The organism is Magnetospirillum sp. XM-1, from assembly GCF_001511835.1.
GTDB lineage: Bacteria > Pseudomonadota > Alphaproteobacteria > Rhodospirillales > Magnetospirillaceae > Phaeospirillum.
In genome coordinates this window covers 282,642-301,349 of the sequence record NZ_LN997848.1, presented here as the reverse complement: position 1 = coordinate 301,349, position 18,708 = coordinate 282,642, and the positions used below count along the sequence as shown (strand labels likewise).

19 protein-coding genes and 2 pseudogenes are annotated in these 18,708 nt (G+C 66.3%); 8 read left to right on the top strand and 13 right to left on the bottom strand.

The window, feature by feature from the left end:
* Positions 1-107: 107 nt before the first annotated feature.
* From XM1_RS24770 to petA, 3 genes and pseudogenes are all read right to left on the bottom strand, one after another.
* Positions 108-761: pseudogene (locus XM1_RS24770) on the bottom strand (cytochrome c1); the annotation flags it as partial.
* Positions 762-872: 111 nt separating this feature from the next.
* A pseudogene (locus tag XM1_RS24765) lies at positions 873-2,105 on the bottom strand (cytochrome bc complex cytochrome b subunit); the annotation flags it as partial.
* 11 nt (positions 2,106-2,116) lie between these two features.
* Positions 2,117-2,671: a ubiquinol-cytochrome c reductase iron-sulfur subunit gene (gene petA / locus XM1_RS01445; RefSeq protein WP_068428611.1), complete on the bottom strand. Its 555-nt coding sequence runs from the start codon at positions 2,669-2,671 to the stop codon at positions 2,117-2,119.
* 154 nt (positions 2,672-2,825) lie between these two features.
* On the opposite strand from petA, the gene XM1_RS01440 reads away from it, so the two are divergent.
* Together XM1_RS01440 and XM1_RS01435 are read left to right on the top strand one after the other, a co-directional pair.
* Positions 2,826-3,290: a tRNA (cytidine(34)-2'-O)-methyltransferase gene (locus XM1_RS01440; protein WP_068428608.1), complete on the top strand. Its 465-nt coding sequence runs from the start codon at positions 2,826-2,828 to the stop codon at positions 3,288-3,290.
* Positions 3,291-3,307: 17 nt separating this feature from the next.
* Positions 3,308-4,006: a class I SAM-dependent methyltransferase gene (locus XM1_RS01435; protein WP_068428605.1), complete on the top strand. Its 699-nt coding sequence runs from the start codon at positions 3,308-3,310 to the stop codon at positions 4,004-4,006.
* A gap of 168 nt (positions 4,007-4,174) precedes the next feature.
* Here the strand turns inward: XM1_RS01435 and XM1_RS01430 are convergent, their stop codons facing one another.
* From XM1_RS01430 to XM1_RS01385, 10 genes are all read right to left on the bottom strand, one after another.
* A complete protein-coding gene (locus XM1_RS01430) occupies positions 4,175-4,690 on the bottom strand; it encodes a hypothetical protein (RefSeq protein WP_068428602.1) in 516 nt (171 codons plus the stop codon).
* Positions 4,691-4,774: 84 nt separating this feature from the next.
* The gene (gene rlmH, locus XM1_RS01425) at positions 4,775-5,233 is read right to left on the bottom strand and encodes a 23S rRNA (pseudouridine(1915)-N(3))-methyltransferase RlmH (RefSeq protein WP_068428599.1); all 459 of its coding nucleotides are present in this window, start codon (positions 5,231-5,233) and stop codon (positions 4,775-4,777) included.
* Positions 5,234-5,656, bottom strand: a complete 423-nt coding sequence (rsfS, locus tag XM1_RS01420; protein WP_369816056.1) for a ribosome silencing factor — start codon at positions 5,654-5,656, stop codon at positions 5,234-5,236.
* Positions 5,653-6,264 (bottom strand): nicotinate-nucleotide adenylyltransferase, encoded by a 612-nt coding sequence (locus XM1_RS01415; RefSeq protein WP_068428596.1) that lies wholly within the window; start codon positions 6,262-6,264, stop codon positions 5,653-5,655. The genes rsfS and XM1_RS01415 overlap by 4 nt, the downstream gene beginning before the upstream one ends.
* A 157-nt stretch (positions 6,265-6,421) precedes the next feature.
* A complete protein-coding gene (locus XM1_RS01410) occupies positions 6,422-7,684 on the bottom strand; it encodes a glutamate-5-semialdehyde dehydrogenase (protein WP_068428593.1) in 1,263 nt (420 codons plus the stop codon).
* Between the two features lie 2 nt (positions 7,685-7,686).
* Positions 7,687-8,799, bottom strand: a complete 1,113-nt coding sequence (proB, locus tag XM1_RS01405) for a glutamate 5-kinase (protein ID WP_068428590.1) — start codon at positions 8,797-8,799, stop codon at positions 7,687-7,689.
* Positions 8,800-8,902: 103 nt separating this feature from the next.
* On the bottom strand, positions 8,903-10,156 hold the full coding sequence (gene obgE, locus XM1_RS01400; protein ID WP_068428587.1) for a GTPase ObgE: 1,254 nt from the start codon (positions 10,154-10,156) through the stop codon (positions 8,903-8,905).
* A gap of 189 nt (positions 10,157-10,345) precedes the next feature.
* Positions 10,346-10,615, bottom strand: coding sequence for a 50S ribosomal protein L27 (rpmA, locus tag XM1_RS01395; protein WP_068428584.1), 270 nt, complete (start codon positions 10,613-10,615; stop codon positions 10,346-10,348).
* 32 nt (positions 10,616-10,647) lie between these two features.
* Positions 10,648-10,950, bottom strand: coding sequence for a 50S ribosomal protein L21 (gene rplU, locus XM1_RS01390; protein ID WP_068428581.1), 303 nt, complete (start codon positions 10,948-10,950; stop codon positions 10,648-10,650).
* Positions 10,951-11,093: 143 nt separating this feature from the next.
* Complete coding sequence (locus tag XM1_RS01385; RefSeq protein WP_068428578.1) at positions 11,094-11,306, bottom strand: DUF1289 domain-containing protein; 213 nt, start codon at positions 11,304-11,306, stop codon at positions 11,094-11,096.
* A 99-nt stretch (positions 11,307-11,405) separates the two neighbouring features.
* Here XM1_RS01385 and XM1_RS01380 point away from each other — a divergent pair, with 99 nt between their 5' ends.
* From XM1_RS01380 to rbfA, 6 genes are all read left to right on the top strand, one after another.
* On the top strand, positions 11,406-12,620 hold the full coding sequence (locus XM1_RS01380; RefSeq protein WP_068428575.1) for a 6-phosphofructokinase: 1,215 nt from the start codon (positions 11,406-11,408) through the stop codon (positions 12,618-12,620).
* A gap of 157 nt (positions 12,621-12,777) precedes the next feature.
* On the top strand, positions 12,778-13,275 hold the full coding sequence (rimP, locus tag XM1_RS01375) for a ribosome maturation factor RimP (RefSeq protein ID WP_068428572.1): 498 nt from the start codon (positions 12,778-12,780) through the stop codon (positions 13,273-13,275).
* Positions 13,276-13,290: 15 nt separating this feature from the next.
* A complete protein-coding gene (gene nusA, locus XM1_RS01370; protein WP_068428569.1) occupies positions 13,291-14,802 on the top strand; it encodes a transcription termination factor NusA in 1,512 nt (503 codons plus the stop codon).
* 11 nt (positions 14,803-14,813) lie between these two features.
* Complete coding sequence (locus XM1_RS01365) at positions 14,814-15,413, top strand: RNA-binding protein (protein WP_068428566.1); 600 nt, start codon at positions 14,814-14,816, stop codon at positions 15,411-15,413.
* A 27-nt stretch (positions 15,414-15,440) separates the two neighbouring features.
* Positions 15,441-18,059: a translation initiation factor IF-2 gene (gene infB / locus XM1_RS01360; protein WP_068428563.1), complete on the top strand. Its 2,619-nt coding sequence runs from the start codon at positions 15,441-15,443 to the stop codon at positions 18,057-18,059.
* Positions 18,060-18,095: 36 nt separating this feature from the next.
* Complete coding sequence (gene rbfA / locus XM1_RS01355) at positions 18,096-18,524, top strand: 30S ribosome-binding factor RbfA (protein ID WP_068428560.1); 429 nt, start codon at positions 18,096-18,098, stop codon at positions 18,522-18,524.
* Positions 18,525-18,708: the final 184 nt, after the last annotated feature.

Below are 18,708 nucleotides of genomic sequence, written 5' to 3'. Positions count from 1 at the left end.
GGGCGGACCATATCACGGCGCCGCCCGGCGTCAAAACGAAACGGCCGCCGTTGATGCCAACGGCGGCCGTCCGAACATGGTGCGTTTAAGAGGCGCGGGCCTGCCTCTTAATGCACGTCCTTCCAGATCTGACGCTTCAGCGCGTACATCAGCGCGGTCAGGACGCCCAGGAACACCATCACCTTCAGGCCCAGGGACTTGCGGGCGTCCAACTCGGGCTCGGCGGCCCAGTTGAGGAAGGTGGTGATGTCGTAGGCCACCTGCTCCTTGGTCGCCTTGGTGCCGTCGGCATAGGTGACGATGTCATCCATGATCGGGGCGGGCATGCTGATGGCGTTGCCGGGGAAGTAGTGGTTGAAGAACTTGCCCTCGGGGATCGGATGACCCTCGGGAGCGGCGTCCTCGTAACCCAGCATCAGCGAGTAGACGTAATAGGGACCGTTGGGACGGGCCTTGTTCATCAGCGACAGGTCGGGCGGCAGGGCGCCGCCGTTGGCCGCCGCGGCGGCCTTGTCGTTGGCGAAGGGCGGCACGATGCGGTCCGACGCGCGGGCGGGGCGGTTGTTGACCACGCCTTCGTCGTTGGGCTGATCGGGGACTTCCTTCTCGGCGGCGAACGCCTTGATCTCGTCCGCGGTGAAGCCGATGTCGGCCAGGTTGCGGTACGACACCAGCTTCATGGAGTGGCAGTTGGCGCACACGTCGTGGAACACCTGCCAGCCACGCTTCAGCGCCGCCTGGTCATGCTTGCCGAAAAAACCCTCCCAGGAGAAGGCGGTGGCCGGCTTCTTGAACTCCGGCATGCCGGCGCTGCTGGCCTTCGCCTCGCCGCCGAAGCCGGCCAGGCCGACCATGATCATGGCGACCAGGGCGGCGGCCTTGACCACCGGCTGGGCGATGGAGGCGGGCAGGGCCTTGGGCTTCTCGATCTTGCCGATGAGGGGCAGGATCACCAGGAAGTGGGCGAAGTAGTAGGCGGTGCAGAACTGACCGATCTTGATCAGGATGCCTTCCGCCGGCTTGCCGCCCACATAGCCCAGCACCATGCAGTCCACGAAGAACAGCCAGAAGAACTGGCGGTACAGCGGACGGAACTTGGCCGAGCGCACCTTGGAGGTGTCCAGCCAGGGCAGGGCGAACAGGATCAGGATGGCCGAGAACATGGCCAGCACGCCCTGCAGCTTGGCCGGCAGGAAGGGCAGGTCGAAGGTGAAGGCGCGCAGGATCGCGTAGAACGGCAGGTAGTACCATTCGGGCACGATGTGCGGCGGAGTCACCATCGGGTTCGCCGGGATGTAGTTGTCCGGCTCGCCGAAGAAGTTGGGCGCCCAGAACACGAAGGCCATGTAGAACATCAGGAACAGGCCGATGCCGTACAGGTCCTTGATCGTGTAGAAGGGGTGGAAGGGGATGGAATCCTGCGGGCCCTTCATGTCGATGCCCAGCGGGTTGTTCGACTTGACGGTATGCAGCGCCCAGACGTGCACCACGACCAGCCCGACGATGACGAAGGGCAGCAGGAAGTGCAGCGCGAAGAAGCGGTTCAGCGTGGGGTTATCCACCGAGAAGCCGCCCCACAGCAGGGTTACGATGTGCTCGCCCACCACCGGGAAGGCCGAGAACAGGTTGGTGATCACCGTGGCGCCCCAGAAGGACATCTGACCCCAGGGCAGCACGTAGCCCATGAAGCCGGTCGCCATCATCGCCAGGAAGATGGCGATGCCGATGAACCACAGGATCTCGCGCGGGGACTTGTACGAACCGTAGTACAGGCCGCGGAAGATGTGGATGTACACCAGGATGAAGAACATCGACGCGCCGTTGGCGTGCAGGTAGCGCAGCAGCCAGCCGTAATTCACGTCGCGCATGATGCGTTCGACCGAGTCGAAGGCCAGCGAGGTGTGGGAGGAATAGTTCATGGCCAGGAACAGGCCGGTGAGGATCATGATGATCAGCATCACCGCGGCCAGCGAACCGAAGTTCCACCAGTAGTTCAGATTGCGAGGCGTCGGGTACTCGATCGCCGAGTGCTGCATCATCGAGAAGATGGGCAGGCGCTCTTCGATCCAGTTGACCACCTTGTTGTTGCTCTTGAAGTCGCTCATGACGGGCCCCCTCAGCCGATCCGGACGGTGGTGTCGGTGGTGAACTGGTAAGGCGGCACCGGCAGGTTGGCCGGAGCCGGGCCCTTGCGGATGCGGCCCGACGTGTCGTAGTGCGACCCATGGCACGGGCAGAACCAGCCGCCGAACTCACCCTTGGGGTCGGCGGGCTTCTGGCCCAGCGGCACGCAGCCCAGATGGGTGCAGACGCCGATCAGGATCAGCCATTCGGGCTTCTTGGCGCGGTCGGCGTCGGTCTGCGGCTCGCGCAGTTCGGCGGTGTTGACCTTGGCGGCGTCGGCGATTTCCTCGGGCAGGCGGTGCCGGACGAAGACCGGCTTGCCGCGCCACACCACGGTGACGGACTGGCCCGGCTTGATCGCCGAGATGTCCACGTCGGTGGTGGAAAGCGCCAAAGTATCGGCGGCCGGGTTCATGCTATGCACGAACGGCCAAAGTGCCAAGCCAGTCCCAATCGCACCGACGCCGGCAGTGGCGTACAGCAGGAAATCCCGCCGTGTCTGCCCGTCCACCGACGAGGGCTGGGCATTGTGTGCCTGATCAGCCATGATTAATCCTCTTGTTGGCCCGCGGAAGCGCGACTATTAACCACATCGTCCGGGTCGATTCAACAGCCGTCTCGACATGCATGCGGAGCGGCTAATATGACGTTGCTGCAAGGCAACATCCAGCCATCCTCCGAATCAGCCGTCGAGACCCCCCTTGGATCTTCTCCGCCTCGCCCTGTACCAGCCGGATATTCCGCAGAACGCGGGAACGCTTCTGCGCCTGTCCGCCTGCCTGGGCGTGGCCGTCGATATAATCGAACCGTGCGGCTTTGTCCTTGATGAACGTAAAGTCCGGCGTGCCGGAATGGATTATATCTCTCGGGCGAGCTACACCCGCCATTCGTCGTGGGAGGCCTTCGCCGCCACCCTGGCCGCCGAGGGGCGCCGGCTGGTGCTGCTGACCACCGGTGGCGACGAGCGCCATGACCGCTTTCCTTTCGCCGCCGGTGATACCATCATGGTCGGACGTGAAAGTTCCGGCGTGCCGCCGGCGGTGTTCGAGGCGGCCGACGCCCGCATCCGCATTCCCATGCGGGCGGAGGCGCGGTCGCTCAACGTGGCGCTGGCGGCGTCCATCGCCACCGCCGAGGCGCTGCGGCGGCTGGAGGCATTCCCGTAAGGAGGGGAGCGAGCAGAATGAGTGTTGATACCGTCCGCCACTGGGATGCCGACCGCGCCGCCGCCTATGACAAGCGGGTGCGCGAAGCCATTCCCGGCTATGACGCCCTGCACGTGCTGTCGTGCCAGATCGTCGCCGAGACCACCTCGGGCCGGGGCCGCGCCCTGGTGATCGGGGCGGGGACGGGGGCCGAATGCGTCGCCCTGGCGGAAAGCTGCCCCAATCTCTCGGTGGTGGGCATCGACCCGTCCAGGGAGATGCTCGAACACGCCGAGATCAAGGTGAAGGAACACAACCTCACCGCCCGGGTGCGGCTCTATCCCTCCAAGGTCGGCGACCTGCCGAAGTTCGAGCCCTTCGACGCCGCCACCTTGCTGCTGGTCATGCATTTCCTGCCCGACGACGGGGCGAAGAAGACCCTGCTGGAAGAAGTGGCCGCCCACCTGAAGCCCGGCGCGCCCCTGGTGCTGGCCGACTTGTTCGGCGTCTGGAGCGACGAGTGGCAGCAGCAGCTGCGCGCCTGGTGGCGCCACCTGCAACTGGCGGCGGGCATTCCCGAGGTGGAGGTGGAAAAGGGCTTCCGCCACGTGGACCGCGACATCTTCCCGGTCACCGAGGAGCGTCTCGTCCAGCTTCTGGCCGAAACCGGCTTCGGCAAGCCCGAGCCCTATTTCCGCGCCCTGTGCTTCGGCGGCTGGGTGGCGCGGAAGGTTTAGCCGTCTGCCCATGTCGTCATGGCCGTGCTTGTCACGGCCATCCACGTGGCGCCGCAGCCATATCTTCGGAAGCATTGAGCCAGGTGGACCCGCCTGGATGCCCGGATCAAGTCCGGGCATGACGGAACCGGGCGCAAAGATGTCGGAGCCGCGTCTTTTCGCAGCCTGCTACGTCCCGCCCAGCAGACCGTCGATTTCCACCTGGGCCATGGCGCGGTCCGAGCCGTGGATGATGGCGTTGGCGCAGTCCATCAGGGCCTGGGCGGCGCGGCTGATGGCCTTGACGTGCTCGGCGGTCAGCGCCGGGTCGGCGCCGCCGACGATCTCGTCTTCCAGTTTGGTGACGCCACCGAGAATCAGGGTGTTCAGGTGGTTGATGGTCTCTTCGAAGGGGCGGCGGAACTTGGTGGGGACGCGGTCATAGGCCTCCACCGCCAGTTGCTTGTCCTTGAAGGTGGAATCGGCGAAATGCTCCTGGTAGCTCTTCGGCTGCCACATCTTGCATTCCTCGATCATGTCCGGCATGTCCGGGACCATGTCGAGCAGCATGACGATCTCGTTGAAATGGTTGAGATAGTCGGTGGCGAGCAGAGTCTGGGCACTGATATTGGTGCCATTGACCCTGGCGACGTATTCCTCGAAGGCCGCCCGCTCTTCCGGCGGGATATCAGATTCCGTCACCACCCCTCCTTGGACTCCCGCCAAATCCCCTTGCCCCATCCTTGCGCCATGAAGGCGAGAATATCAAGAGCCCATACCTTGGTCCCGTCAGACCCGATGATAGGGGTGCCCTGTCAGAATCGAATGGGCCCGCCATAATTGCTCGGCCAGCAGGGCGCGGACCAGCATGTGCGGCCAGGTCATACGTCCGAAGGACAGCAGCAGATCGGCCCGTTCGCGCACCGCGTCGCCGTGGCCGTCGGCCCCGCCGATCAGGAAGGCGACGTCCTGGGCGCCGTCGTCGCGCCAGCCCCGCAGCTTCTCGGCGAAGTCCACCGAGCCCATGTCGCGGCCCCGCTCGTCCAGGGCCACCACCTTGGCGCCCTCGGGCAGGACGGCCAGCAGCAGTTCCGCCTCGCGCGCTTTCAACTGCAGGCCGGCCAGCGGGCGCTTCTCCTCCACCTCCTTGAGGATGGGGGCGGGCGACAGGCGGCGGCAATACTGGCGGAACAGGTCCTGTTCCGGTCCGGCCTTGGCCTTGCCCACCGCTCCGATCAGCAGGCGCATCTAGGCCTGTTCGATGGCCTTGGCGCGCACGGCGCTGGCGGTGGGGGCGTCGGCCTTGGCTTCCAGCGCGCCCCACATCTTTTCCAGATTGTAGAAGGTGCGGACCTCGGGGCGGAACAGGTGGACGATGATGTCGCCCGCGTCCACCAGCACCCAGTCGCACTGGGGCATGCCCTCGATGGTGACCTTTTGTCCGGCCTGCTTCAGGGCCTTCTCCACGTGGTCGGCCATGGCGCCCACCTGGCGCTGGGACTTGCCGGTGGCGATAACCATGGTGTCGGTGATGGAGGTGCGGCCCTTGAGGTCGAGGACGACCACGTCCTCGGCCTTGTGGTCGTCCAGGGTGGCCGCGACGATCTCCGCCAGCGTGGGAGCGGGGGCGGGAGCGGCGGGTTCGGCCTTGGCGGCGGGTTTGCGGGCTATGGTTGTCTCCTGTTGCGGATGGCGGTGGACGAGGCGGCGTGGCGCCTGGTGTGGAGGAACGCCCAGGCGGGCGGCTGTCCCTGCCACAAAAATCGGGCTCTCGAGGACGGCTGGCGGCTTTGGGCGAAGCGATGGGCCGCACGGCTTCCCAAGGTTCGCGCAGAATAGGGACCACGCGCCAGAATCGCAACGGGGACGGCGCGGAAGATGCTCTCCCAGCGGGCCCAGCGATGGAATCCGGCCAGATTGTCGGCGCCCATCAGCCAGACGAAGCGGATGCGGGGAAAGCGCAGGCGCAGGAGCGCCAGGGTGTCGGCGGTGTAGCTTGTGCCCCACCGGGTCTCGATATCCGTCGGACGCAGGCGGGGGTGTCCGGCGCAGACGGTTTCGGCCGAGGCGAGGCGCTTGGCGAGCGGCGCCATGCCGGCCACCGGCTTCAAGGGGTTCTGCGGGCTGACCAGCAGCCAGATTTCGTCCAGGCTCAGCAGCTTCAGGGCCAGCAGGGCGATGTGGCGGTGCCCGTCATGGGCCGGATTGAACGAGCCGCCCAACAGGCCGACCCGCGCCCGCCGGGTCTCGCCCCAGGGATTGAGTCTCGGGCGGGTCATGACGGTTCCGGCTTTTCAAGAGACACGGATGGACGCGGATACCAGCCACGGATGGACGGCGCGGCGGAAGAGGATGTTGCCCTTTTCCCTCTCCGATCCGTGTCCATCCGCGAGCGCGAAGCGCAATCCGTGTTCATCCGTGTTCCTTGGCTGGAGCTCAGCCGGGTCTGGTCTGGCCGCTGCCCTTCACCACGTATTTGAAGGTGCAGAGCTGTTCCACGCCCACGGGGCCGCGGGCGTGCATCTTGCCGGTGGAGATGCCGATCTCGGCGCCCATGCCGAACTCGCCGCCGTCGGCGAACTGGGTCGAGGCGTTCCACAGCACGATGGCCGAATCGCACCCGTTCAGGAAGGTCTCGGCGGCCTTGGCATCCTCGGCGATGATCGCCTCGGTATGGTGCGAGCCGTAGGTGTTGATGTGTTCGACGGCGGCCCGGACCCCGTCCACCACCTTCACCGAGATGATGGCGTCCAGATATTCGGTGCTCCAGTCGGCCTCGGAGGCCGGCAGGGCGCGGCAATCAGCCTCTTGGGCCCGATGGTCGCCCCTGACCTCGCAGCCCGAATCGATCAGCATGGAGACCAGGGGCTTCAGGTGGGTCCTGGCGCAGGCGGCGTCCACCAGCAGCGTCTCGGTGGCGCCGCAGATGCCGGTGCGGCGCATCTTGGCGTTCAGCACGATGGTCTTGGCCATCTCCAGGTCGGCGGAGCCGTCCACATAGGTGTGGCAGATGCCTTCCAGGTGCTGGAACAGGGGGATGCGGCTCTCGGCCACCACGCGCTCCACCAGCGACTTGCCGCCCCTGGGCACGATGACGTCGATGTAGTCGGAAAGCCGCAGCATGACCCCCACCGCCTCGCGGTCGGTGGTGGGCACCATCTGCACCGCGTCGGCGGGCAGGCCACAGGCGGTGAAGCCGCCCTTGAGCGACGTCAGGATGGCCTGGGACGAATGGAAGCTTTCCGATCCGCCGCGCAGGATGGTGGCGTTGCCGGATTTGAGGCACAGCGCGGCGGCGTCGGCGGTGACGTTGGGCCGGCTCTCGTAGATGATGCCGATGACGCCCAGGGGCACGGCGACGCGGGAAATGTGCATGCCGTTGGGCCGGGTCCATTCCGCCAGCGAGCGGCCCACGGGATCGGGCAGGCGGGCGATGTCCTCCAAGCCCTTGGCCATAGCCTCGATGCGGGCTTCGTTGAGCATCAGGCGGTCGAGCATGGCCTTGGTGAGGCCCTTGGCCTCGCCCGCTTCCATGTCCTTGGCGTTGGCTTCCATGATCAGCTTGGAATCGATGCGGATGGCTTGGGCCGCGGCGCGCAGCGCCTTGTCCTTGTCCGCCGACGGGGTGAGGGCGAGCACACGGGCGGCGGCGCGGGCGCGCTTGCCCAGGTCCGTCATCAGGGCGTTCAAATCGCTCATGCTCAACCCTCCATCACCAGATCGTCGCGGTGGATCAGTTCGTCGCGGCCCCGAAAGCCCAGGATAGCCTCGATCTCGCCCGACTTGCGACCCATGATGGCCCGCGCGTCGGCGCTGGAATAGGCCACCAGGCCGCGCCCCAGCACCTTGGCCGACGCGTCCCTGACCAGCACGCAATCGCCGCGCTCGAACTCGCCGTCCACCGTGGTGACGCCGGCGGGCAGCAGCGAGCGGCCCTGGGCCAGCGCCCGGGCGGCGCCCGCGTCCAGCACTATCGTCCCGGTGGGCTTCATGGAGCCGAAGATCCATTGCTTGCGCGCCGTCCTGGGCTCGGAATTGGGCAGGAACCAGGTGCAGCGCCCGCCATCCTCGATGGCCTTCAGGGGGTGCATGGGCTCGCCCCTTGTGATGGCCATACGGCAGCCGGCCGACAGGCAGATGCGCGCCGCCACCAGCTTGGTGACCATGCCGCCCGAACCGTAGGCCGAGCCGGGATCGCCGGCCATGGCCTCGATCTCGGGGGTGAGTTCCCGCACCTCGGGGATGAAGGTGGCCGACGGGTCCTTGCGGGGATCGGCGGTGTAAAGCCCGTCGATGTCGGAGAACAGCACCAATGCGTCCGCCGACACCATCTGTGCCACGCGGGCGGCCAGGCGGTCGTTGTCGCCGACGCGGATTTCGGCGGTGGCCACCGTGTCGTTCTCGTTGATCACCGGCACGGCGCCCAGCTTCAGCAGGGTTTCCAGCGTGGTGCGGGCGTTGAGGTAGCGCCGCCGGTTCTCGGAATCGTCCAAGGTCAGCAGCACCTGGGCCACGGTGATGTGGTGATGGGCCAGCGCGTCCTGCCAGGCATGGGCCAGACGAATCTGCCCCGTGGCGGCGGCGGCCTGCTTCTCTTCCAGCTTCAAGGGCGGCACCAGGCCCAGCTTGCGCCGTCCCACCGCCACCGCGCCCGAGGACACCACGATGACTTCCTGGCCGCGCGCCTTGCAGGCGGCGATGTCGGCGGCCAATGTCTCCAGCCAGCCGCGCTTCACCTGTCCGGTGGAATCATCCACCAGCAGCGAGGAGCCGATCTTGACGATCAGGCGCTTGGCGGCGGCCAGCTGGTTCATTTACGCAGTCCCTCAAACGCCGGGCGCGCGCCTCCGCGCGCTTGGCTTTCCTCCGCTGACGCTCCGGGGCGCTCAACGCGCCCGCGCTCGGCCCTGGCCTCGCTCATTTTTCCTCGTCGTCCTCTTCCCCGAGTTCTGCCTCGTCTTCGAGATCGTTCTCGTCTTCGTCGAGGATATCGTCGTCGTAATCCTCGTCGTCACCGTCCCCGTCGTCGTGCCAGATCCACTCGCCGTCGGCGCCCCAATGGCCGCCGGCGAACTGGTCGTCCTCGGCCTGTTCCTTGCGCTTACGCTGCTGGAAGGTGGGCGCGCCGCGCTTGCCCGAGCCGAACACGGCCGAGGCGGCGGGCACTTCGGGCTCTTCCTCGCGGGCCTCTTTGATATGGGTGAACAGCCGGGCCAGGATGGGCTTCAAGCCCACGCCCGACACGCCCGACAGCGGCAGGACGTCCTGGCCGCAGGCCTCCGACAGCTCCATCAGCTTCAGTTCAATGTCGTCGGCGGTGAGCGAGTCGCACTTGTTCAGCGCAACCACCTCGGGCTTCTCGTCCAGGCCGCCGCCATAGGCGGCCAGCTCGTGGCGCACCACCCGGTAGGCCTCGGCCACGTCGTCATTGGTCCCGTCTATCAGGTGCAACAGCACGCGGCAGCGCTCGATATGGCCGAGAAAGCGGTCGCCGATGCCTGCGCCTTCATGCGCGCCTTCGATCAGGCCGGGAATGTCGGCGATGACGAACTCTTCCTCGCCCAGCGTGACGACGCCCAGATTGGGGTGCAGCGTGGTGAAGGGATAATCGGCGATCTTGGGCCGCGCCCGCGTCACGGCGGCCAGGAAGGTGGACTTGCCGGCATTGGGCAGCCCCACCAGACCGGCGTCGGCGATCATCTTGAGGCGCAGCCAGATCCAGCATTCCTCGCCCGGCCAGCCCTCGTCGGCGCGGCGCGGCGCCTGGTTGGTGGACGACTTGTAGTGCAGGTTGCCGAAGCCGCCGTCGCCGCCCCGCATCAGGACGATCCGCTGCCCCGCCTGGGTGAGGTCGGCCAGCACCGTCTCCTTGTCCTCGTCCAGCACCTGGGTGCCCACCGGCACCTTCAGGATCACGTCGTCGCCCTTGCCGCCGGTCTTGTTGCGGCCCTGGCCGTGATTGCCGATCTTGGCCTTGAAGTGCTGCTGATAGCGGTAGTCGATCAGGGTGTTGAGGTTGGCCACGCATTCGAGGATGACGTCGCCGCCCCGCCCGCCGTCGCCGCCGTCAGGCCCGCCGAATTCGATGTGCTTTTCGCGCCGGAACGAGCAGCAGCCGGCGCCGCCGTCGCCGGATTTCACGAAAATCTTGGCCTGATCAAGGAACTTCATAACTGGCGTATCCGCAACGGAGCAAAGGGGACGTGTTTGAGGTCCCGTCATGCCCGGACTTGATCCGGGCATCCATGGGATCGCCGGGCCAAGCCCGGCGATGACGAGAGTAGACAGGTGACCAAAAAAGCAAAAGGGGAACGGCGAACCGTTCCCCTTTCTTAATAACGCAAGCGTCCGGGAACGGCCTTATTCGGCGGCCTCCGGCAGGGGCTCCACGACCACGAAGGTGCGGCCCTCGGCCTTGTGCTGGAAGGTCACCTTGCCCATCGCGGTGGCGAACAGGGTGTGATCCTTGCCCATGCCGACATTGGTGCCGGGATAGAACTTGGTGCCGCGCTGGCGCACGATGATGTTGCCGGGGATGACCAGCTCGCCGCCGAACTTCTTGACGCCGAGCCGCTGACCCGCGGAGTCGCGGCCGTTGCGGGACGAACCGCCAGCCTTTTTATGAGCCATAGTCTACTCTCCTACTATCGGCGCGCGGGCGATCAGCCGGCGGAAATGTCGGTGATGCGCAGGATCGTCAGGTCCTGGCGGTGGCCGTTCTTGCGGCGCGAATTCTGGCGGCGGCGCTTCTTGAAGACGATGATCTTCTCGCCACGGGCCTGGGCCACCACGGTGGCCTTCACGCTGGCGCCGGCCACGACGGGCGCGCCGATCTTTTCGCCGACCATCAGCACCTGGTCGAGCACAACCTCGGCACCGGCCTCGCCGGCCAGCTTCTCGACGCGGATCACGTCGCCCGAAGCGACCTTGTACTGCTTACCGCCGGTCTGGATGACTGCGAACATGACGATTCTACCTGAGCAAAAGAAACAGTGACGCGCGAAGGGAGCCCACCGCGCGAGAGGGCCGAAATATACTCACCCCCAAGGCAGAGTCAACGGCTATCTGAATCGGATTGCGAAGAACCCCGTCTAACCGATTCCGATCGCTAGGAACCGCCCTTGGACAGCAAGTCGGACTCGGCGGCGGAGCGGCCGGGAAGGCGGGCGAGAATGTCGCGCTTCTCCGATTCGCTGGCGGTGGACCAGGCCTTGATCTCGGCCCGGGTGCGCTTGCAGCCGATGCACCAGCCGAAGCGGTCGTCGATGCGGCAGACCGATTTGCAGGGCGAGTCGAAGACACGGAGCGGAGGTGCGGCCAAGTCCCATCCTTTCGAGGCGGCGGTTCCCCCCTCATATTGGTCGCTGGCGGCTTTAGGAAAAGGGTCTATCCTGAGGGGGTGCCAAAAGGGAGGCGTTCCATGCTGCACGGCAAGGTTCTGGTGGCCCAGGGCGGCGGCCCCACCGCGGTGATCAACCAGTCCATGGTTGGGGCCGTCCTCGAATCCCGGAAGTTCCGCAACGTCGACCTGGTCTACGGCGCCCATCACGGGGTGCGCGGCATCGTCAACGAGGACTTCCTGGATCTCACCCAGGAGACCAGCCACAACCTGGAAATGGTGGCGCAGACGCCGTCCTCGGCGCTGGGCTCGACCAGGGACAAGCCGGACCTCAAGTACTGTCACGAGATCTTCGAGGTGCTGAAGGCTCACGGCATCGCCTATTTCTTCTATATAGGCGGCAACGATTCGTCGGACACCGTGCGCATCGTCTCGGAGGAGGCGAGGAACGCCGGCTATCCCTTGCGCTGCATCCACATCCCCAAGACCATCGACAACGATCTGGTGCTGAACGACCACACGCCGGGATTCCCCTCGGCGGCCCGCTTCGTGGCCCAGGCCTTCATGGGCGTCAATCTGGACAACGCGGCGCTCCGGGGCGTCTACCTCGCGGTGGTGATGGGCCGCCATGCCGGCTTCCTCACCGCCGCCTCGGCGCTGGGCAAGAAGTTTCCCGACGACGGACCCCACCTCATCTATCTGCCCGAGCGGACCTTCCGGGTGGAGAGCTTCCTTTCCGACGTCAAGGCCGCCTACGACAAGTACGGCCGCTGCGTGGTCGCCCTGTCCGAGGGCATCCACGACGCAAGCGGCGCTCCCATCATCACCCGGCTGGGCAAGGCTACCGAGCAGGACGCCCACGGCAACATCCAGCTGTCGGGCACCGGGGCGCTGTCCGACCTGCTGTGCGAGGAGATCAAGGACAAGCTGGGCATCAAGCGGGTCCGGGGCGACACATTCGGCTATCTGCAGCGCTCGTTCATCGGCTGCGTCTCCGACGTGGACCAGCGCGAGGCCCGCGAGGTGGGCGAGAAGGCGGTGCAGTTCGCCATGTGGGGCGACCGGGACGGCTCGGTGGTCATCCAGCGCACCGGCTTCTACTCGGTGGACTACAAGCTGCTGCCGCTCGAAGACGTGGCGGGCAAGACCCGGGTGATGGAAGACCACTTCATCGCGGATTCGGGCACCGACGTCACCGATGCCTTCCGCATGTATCTGCGGCCGCTGCTGGGTTCGGGCATGCCCGACGCCTTCCGTCTGCGGCTCAATTCGGTGCCGAGGATTCTCAAGAAGTAGGGGCGCCGCCACAAGCTTCTTGCCTCGGCCGCCGATTTGGCTATATTGACGCCAAGACACATTCTTGTAGTCCCGTCTGACGGGAAGATGAGGGTGGGCCAGTGGCCCACTTTTTTTGTTTTTAGGGACCAACGTTAGGTCGCAAGGCGACAGGGTTATGGATCTTCAAAGCCGTTTGGAGGCCCTGATCGCGCCGTCACTGGACGCCATGGGGTACGAGCTGGTGCGGGTGCAGCTGCAGGGAAAGCAGCGGCTCACGCTTCAGATCATGGCGGACCGCAAGGACGGCGTGATGATGGCTGTGGACGATTGTGCGGACATCAGCCGCTCGGTTTCGGCCCTGCTGGATGTGGAGGACCCCATCTCGGCGGCCTACACCCTCGAGGTGAGCTCGCCGGGCATCGACCGTCCGCTGACCCGGGCCAAGGACTTCGCCGCGTGGGCGGGATTCGAGGCCAAGATGGAATCGTGCCAGCCCATCGACGGGCGCAAGCGGTTCCGGGGCAAGCTGCTGGGTTTGGACGAGACGGGCGCTTTCGTGCGCCTCGCCGTCGAGACCGGAGAAGTTGCCATTCCGCTGGCCGATGTTCGCGGCGCCAAGCTGGTGCTGACCGACGAACTGATCGCCGCGACCATGCAAGACCAGGAAGAGTGAGGACGCATTAGGACCATGGAACGGATCGCCGCACTTCCCCGCCCCGAACTCCTTCAGGTGGCCGACGCCGTCGCCCGCGACAAGGGCATCGACCGCGACGAGGTTCTCGAAGCCATGGAGCAGGCCATTCAGAAGGCCGGTCGCTCCAAGTATGGCCACGAGCACGACATTCGCGCCCATATCGACCGCAAGACCGGCGAAATCCAGCTGGCCCGCTACATCGAAGTGGTCGAGGAGGTGGAGAACGAAGCCACCCAGCAGACCCTGAAGCAGGTGCTGAGGAAGAAGCCGGACGCCGTGGTCGGCGACTTCCTGGTCGATCCGCTGCCGCCCATCGATTTCGGCCGCATCGCAGCGCAGACCGCCAAGCAGGTCATCGTCCAGAAGGTCAGGGACGCCGAGCGTCAGCGCCAGTTCAACGAATACAAGGACCGCGTCGGCGAGATCAGCAACGGTCTGGTCAAGCGCGTCGAGTTCGGCAACGTCATCGTCGACCTGGGCCGGGCCGAGGCATTGCTCCGCCGCGACGAGCTGATCCCGCGCGAGACCTTCCGCACCGGCGACCGCGTGCGCGCCTATATCTACGACGTGCGCCAGGAGCCCCGCGGCCCGCAGATCTTCCTGTCGCGCACCCATCCCATCTTCATGGCGAAGCTGTTCGCCCAGGAAGTGCCGGAAATCTACGACGGCATCATCGAGATCAAGGCGGTGGCCCGTGATCCCGGCTCGCGCGCCAAGATCGCCGTGCTGAGCCACGATTCCTCCATCGATCCCGTCGGCGCCTGCGTCGGCATGCGCGGCAGCCGCGTCCAGGCGGTGGTCGCCGAGCTGCAGGGCGAGAAGATCGACATCATCCAGTGGTCGCCCGACGTCGCCACCTTCGTGGTGAACGGCCTGGCGCCGGCCGAGGTGACCAAGGTGGTGCTGGACGAGGAAGCCGGCCGCATCGAGGTGGTGGTGCCCGACGACCAGCTGTCTCTCGCCATCGGCCGTCGCGGCCAGAACGTGCGTCTGGCCAGCCAGCTGACCCAGTGGAACATCGACATCCTCACCGAGGCCGAGGAATCCGAGCGTCGCACCGAGGAGTTCCGTTCGCGCTCCAACATGTTCATCCAGGCCCTGGACGTGGACGACGTCATCGCCCACTTGCTGGTCACCGAGGGCTTCTCGTCGGTGGAAGAGGTGGCCTACGTGCCGGCCGAGGACATCGCCGACATCGAAGGCTTCGACGAGAGCGTCGCCGAGGAACTGCAGAACCGCGCCCGGAACTTCCTGGCCGAGCAGGACGAGCGCTACGACCAGATGCGCAAGGACATGGGCGTCGCCGACGAACTGGCCGCCATCGAGGGCCTGGCGCCTTCCATGCTGGTCAAGCTGGGCGACAAGGGGATCAAGACCCTGGACGACCTGGGCGACCTGGCCGGCGACGAACTGCTGGACATCCTGGGCAAGGATGCCATGAGCGAGGACGAGGCCAACGCCGTGATCATGGCGGCGCGCGCTCACTGGTTCGAGGAAGGCAAGTAAGGAGGCTCGGCATGGCCGACCTCCCCGACGAGGACGAGTATGACGAGGGGACCGGACCGCAGCGCCGCTGCGTGGTCACCGGCCAGGTCCGCCCCAAGTCGGAATTGCTGCGGTTCGCCGTGGCGCCCGATGGTACGCTGTTTCCAGACCCCGGCCATGAATTGCCGGGACGGGGAATCTGGTTGAGCGCCAGCCGGGATGTGGTAAATACGGCCGTGGCCAAACGGTCCTTCGCCCGGGCGGCCCGCCGCCCGGTCGTGGTGCCCGAGGGTCTGGCGGACCGGATCGAAGCGCTTCTGGCGCGCCGTTGCCTGGATATCCTGGGCCTGGCGCGCCGCGCCGGTCAGGCGGTCTGTGGATTTGAGAAGGTGAGCGCCGAGATCAAGTCTCGCCGCGCCGCCTTGGTTCTAGGGGCCCGCGACGCCGCCCGCGACGGGCGCGCCAAGGTCCAGGCCATGGCGCCCGGCGTGCCGGTGATCGAGCTTTTCGACGGGGCTGAGTTAGGCACCGTTTTTGGCCGTGATGCGGCCGTTCATGTCTGCGTGTCTCCGGGCAGGCTGGCGCAGCGTCTCAAGGATGACGCGGCGTTGCTTGCCGGTTTCCGTGGATGATTTTTTGCAGAAGAGACGAAGTCGTACATGAGCGATTCTCAGGATCAAGACCGTAAGGCCCCGCTGAAGCTGACCCAGCCGGGTAAGCTGGAGCTGAAGAAGACCGTCGAGACCGGCCAGGTCCGGCAGAGCTTCTCCCATGGACGATCCAAGGTGGTGACCGTCGAGGTCCGCAAGAAGCGCACCTTCTCCAGCGCCGGCGGCGCCATGCACGAGGTCAAGGACGGCGTCCATTCCGTCGCCGAGGCCGACCTGGCCGCCGCCGTGGCCAAGGTGGAGGCCGCGACGCGCGCCGCCAGCGCCCACGACCTGACCAACAATGAGAAGGCCGCCCGCGCCAAGGCGCTGCAGGACGCTCTGCGCCACGAGGAGGAGCTCCGCGCCCGCGCCGAGGAAGAGGCCATCCGCCACGCTGCGGAGGAAGAGGCCGCCCGCGCCGCCGAGGAAGAGGCCGCTCGCCTCGCCGAGGAAGAGGCCGCCCGTCGCGCCGCCGAACCCCAGCCCGAGCCCGAGCCGGAAGAGGCCGCCCCGGTCGAGGCCGCCGCTCCGGCCGCTGCCGCGCCTGCCGCCCCGGCTCCCGCCGCCGCCGTCGCTCCGGCCCAGCCCAAGCCTGCGGCTGCCACCGCCGCTCCGGTCGGTGACGCGCCCGCCGCCCCGCGTGGCCGCACCGAGGAAGAGGAAGAGGAAGAGGAGCGCGCCAAGAAGCGCGCCGCCGCCCACAAGCCCGCCCCGGTCAAGCGCACCGAGCCGCGCCGCCGCACCGGCAAGCTGACCATCACCGACGCGCTGACCGACGACGACCGCTCCGAGCGCGGCCGGTCGCTGGCCGCCGTCAAGCGCGCCCGCGAGCGCGAGCGCCTGAAGCACATGCAGAAGGGTTCGGAAAAGGTCATCCGCGAGGTGATCGTGCCCGAGAGCATCACGGTCCAGGAGCTGGCCAACCGCATGGCGGTGCGCGGCGCCGACGTGATCAAGTGCCTGATGCGCCTCGGCGTGATGGCCACCATCAACCAGAACATCGACGCCGACACCGCCGAGCTGGTGGTGACCGAATTCGGCCACAACATGAAGCGCGTGTCCGAAGCCGACGTCCTGGTCGGCCTGGAGGGCGAGGCCGACACCGACGAGGCGCTGTTCACCCGTCCGCCGGTGGTCACCGTCATGGGCCACGTCGACCACGGCAAGACCTCGCTGCTCGACGCGCTGCGCGCCACCGACGTGGTGTCGGGCGAAGCCGGCGGCATCACCCAGCACATCGGCGCCTATCAGGTGACCATGAGCTCGGGTGACAAGATCACCTTCATCGACACTCCCGGCCACGAAGCCTTCACCGCCATGCGCGCCCGCGGCGCCAAGGTGACCGACATCGTGGTGCTGGTGGTGGCCGCCGACGACGGCATCATGCCGCAGACGGTTGAAGCCATCCGCCACGCCAAGGCCGCCGGCGTGCCGATCATCGTCGCCATCAACAAGATCGACAAGCCGGGCGCCACCCCCGACAAGGTCCGCCAGGAGCTGCTGCAGCACGAACTGGTGACCGAGGAACTGGGCGGCGACGTGCTGGCCATCGAGGTCTCCGCCAAGAAGCGCATGAACCTCGAGAAGCTGGAAGAAGCCATTCTGCTCCAGGCCGAAATCCTCGACCTCAAGGCTAATCCGAGCCGCGCCGCCCAGGGCGTCGTGGTCGAGGCCAAGATGGAAAAGGGCCGCGGCTCGGTGGCTACCGTGCTGGTCCAGAAGGGTACGCTGAAGGTGGGCGAGGTCTTCGTGGCCGGCGCCGAATGGGGCCGCGTCCGCGCCCTGGTGGACGACCACGGCAATTCCATCAAGGAAGCCGGTCCCTCCACCCCGGTCGAGGTGCTGGGCCTGCAGGGTACGCCCGCCGCCGGCGACGACTTCATCACCGTCGAGGACGAGGCCCGCGCCCGCGAGATCGCCGGCTACCGCCAGCGCATGGACCGCGAGGCCAAGGCCAAGCTGGCCCAGCGCGGCACGCTCGAGCAGATGTTCTCCGCCATCAAGTCGGGTGAGGCCCAGGAACTGCCCGTGGTCATCAAGGGCGACGTGCAAGGCTCCATCGAAGCTATCTCCTCCACGCTGGAGAAGATGGGCAACGAGAACGTCAAGGTGCGCATCCTGCATGCCGCCGTGGGCGCCATCAACGAGTCGGACATCACGCTGGCCAAGGCCTCCAACGGCCTGTTGATCGGCTTCAACGTCCGCGCCAATCCCCAGGCCCGCGACATGGCCCGGCGCGACGGCGTGGATATCCGCTACTACTCGATCATCTACGACGTCACCGACGACCTGAAGAAGATGCTCTCTGGCATGCTGGCGCCGGAACTGCGCGAGAAGTTCCTGGGCTACGCGTCCATCCGCGAGGTGTTCAACATCACCAAGGTCGGCAAGGTGGCGGGCTGCATGATCACCGAGGGCATCGTCAAGCGCGGCTCCAAGGTGCGCCTGCTGCGCGACAACGTGGTCATCCACACCGGCGATCTTGGCCAGCTCAAGCGCTTCAAGGACGACGTCAAGGAAGTGCGCGAGGGCTACGAGTGCGGCATGTCCTTCACCAATTACGAAGACATCCGTGTCGGCGACGTCATCGAATGCTTCGAGATCGAGGAGATCGCGGTCACCCTGTAACAGGGTGACCGTGTTCCTCGCAGCAAGGTCATTGCCATGAGCCGGGGTGCCAAGCCACCGTCCCAGCGCCAGCTTCGCGTCGGCGAGGAACTGCGCCACGCCATCGCCATGGTGATCGAGCGCGGCGAGTTCCGCGATCCCGATCTCCAGAACCGCGCCATCACCGTCACCGAGGTCCGGGTCAGCCCCGACTTGCGGAACGCCACCGTTTTCATGGTTCCCCTGGGCGGTGGCGACGTGAAGCCCATCTTAGAGGGCATGAAGCGCGCCAAGGCCTTCCTGCGCCACGAAATCGCCCGCATGGTCGAACTGCGCGCCGTGCCGGACCTGTGGTTCCAGGAAGACACCACCTTCGACACCGCGTCCAGGATCGACTCGATCCTCAATTCCCCGGAAGTCCGCCGCGACATCGACCATGCCCCGGCCGAGGACGATTTCCCCTCCGACGGGGACGACGGGCAGTAGCCTCCGTCCGAATCCGCCTCCTCGCCCGTCACCCTGGCCTTGAGCCACTGCTGTCCGGTTTAAATTTCCATGAGAGCCCCGAATGGCGGAGCCAATGCGGGTTTCATCTGGTCATGGAACACGGATGGACACGGATGCCGCTTCGCGGCCACGGATGATCACGGATTATGGAAATCCCATATGG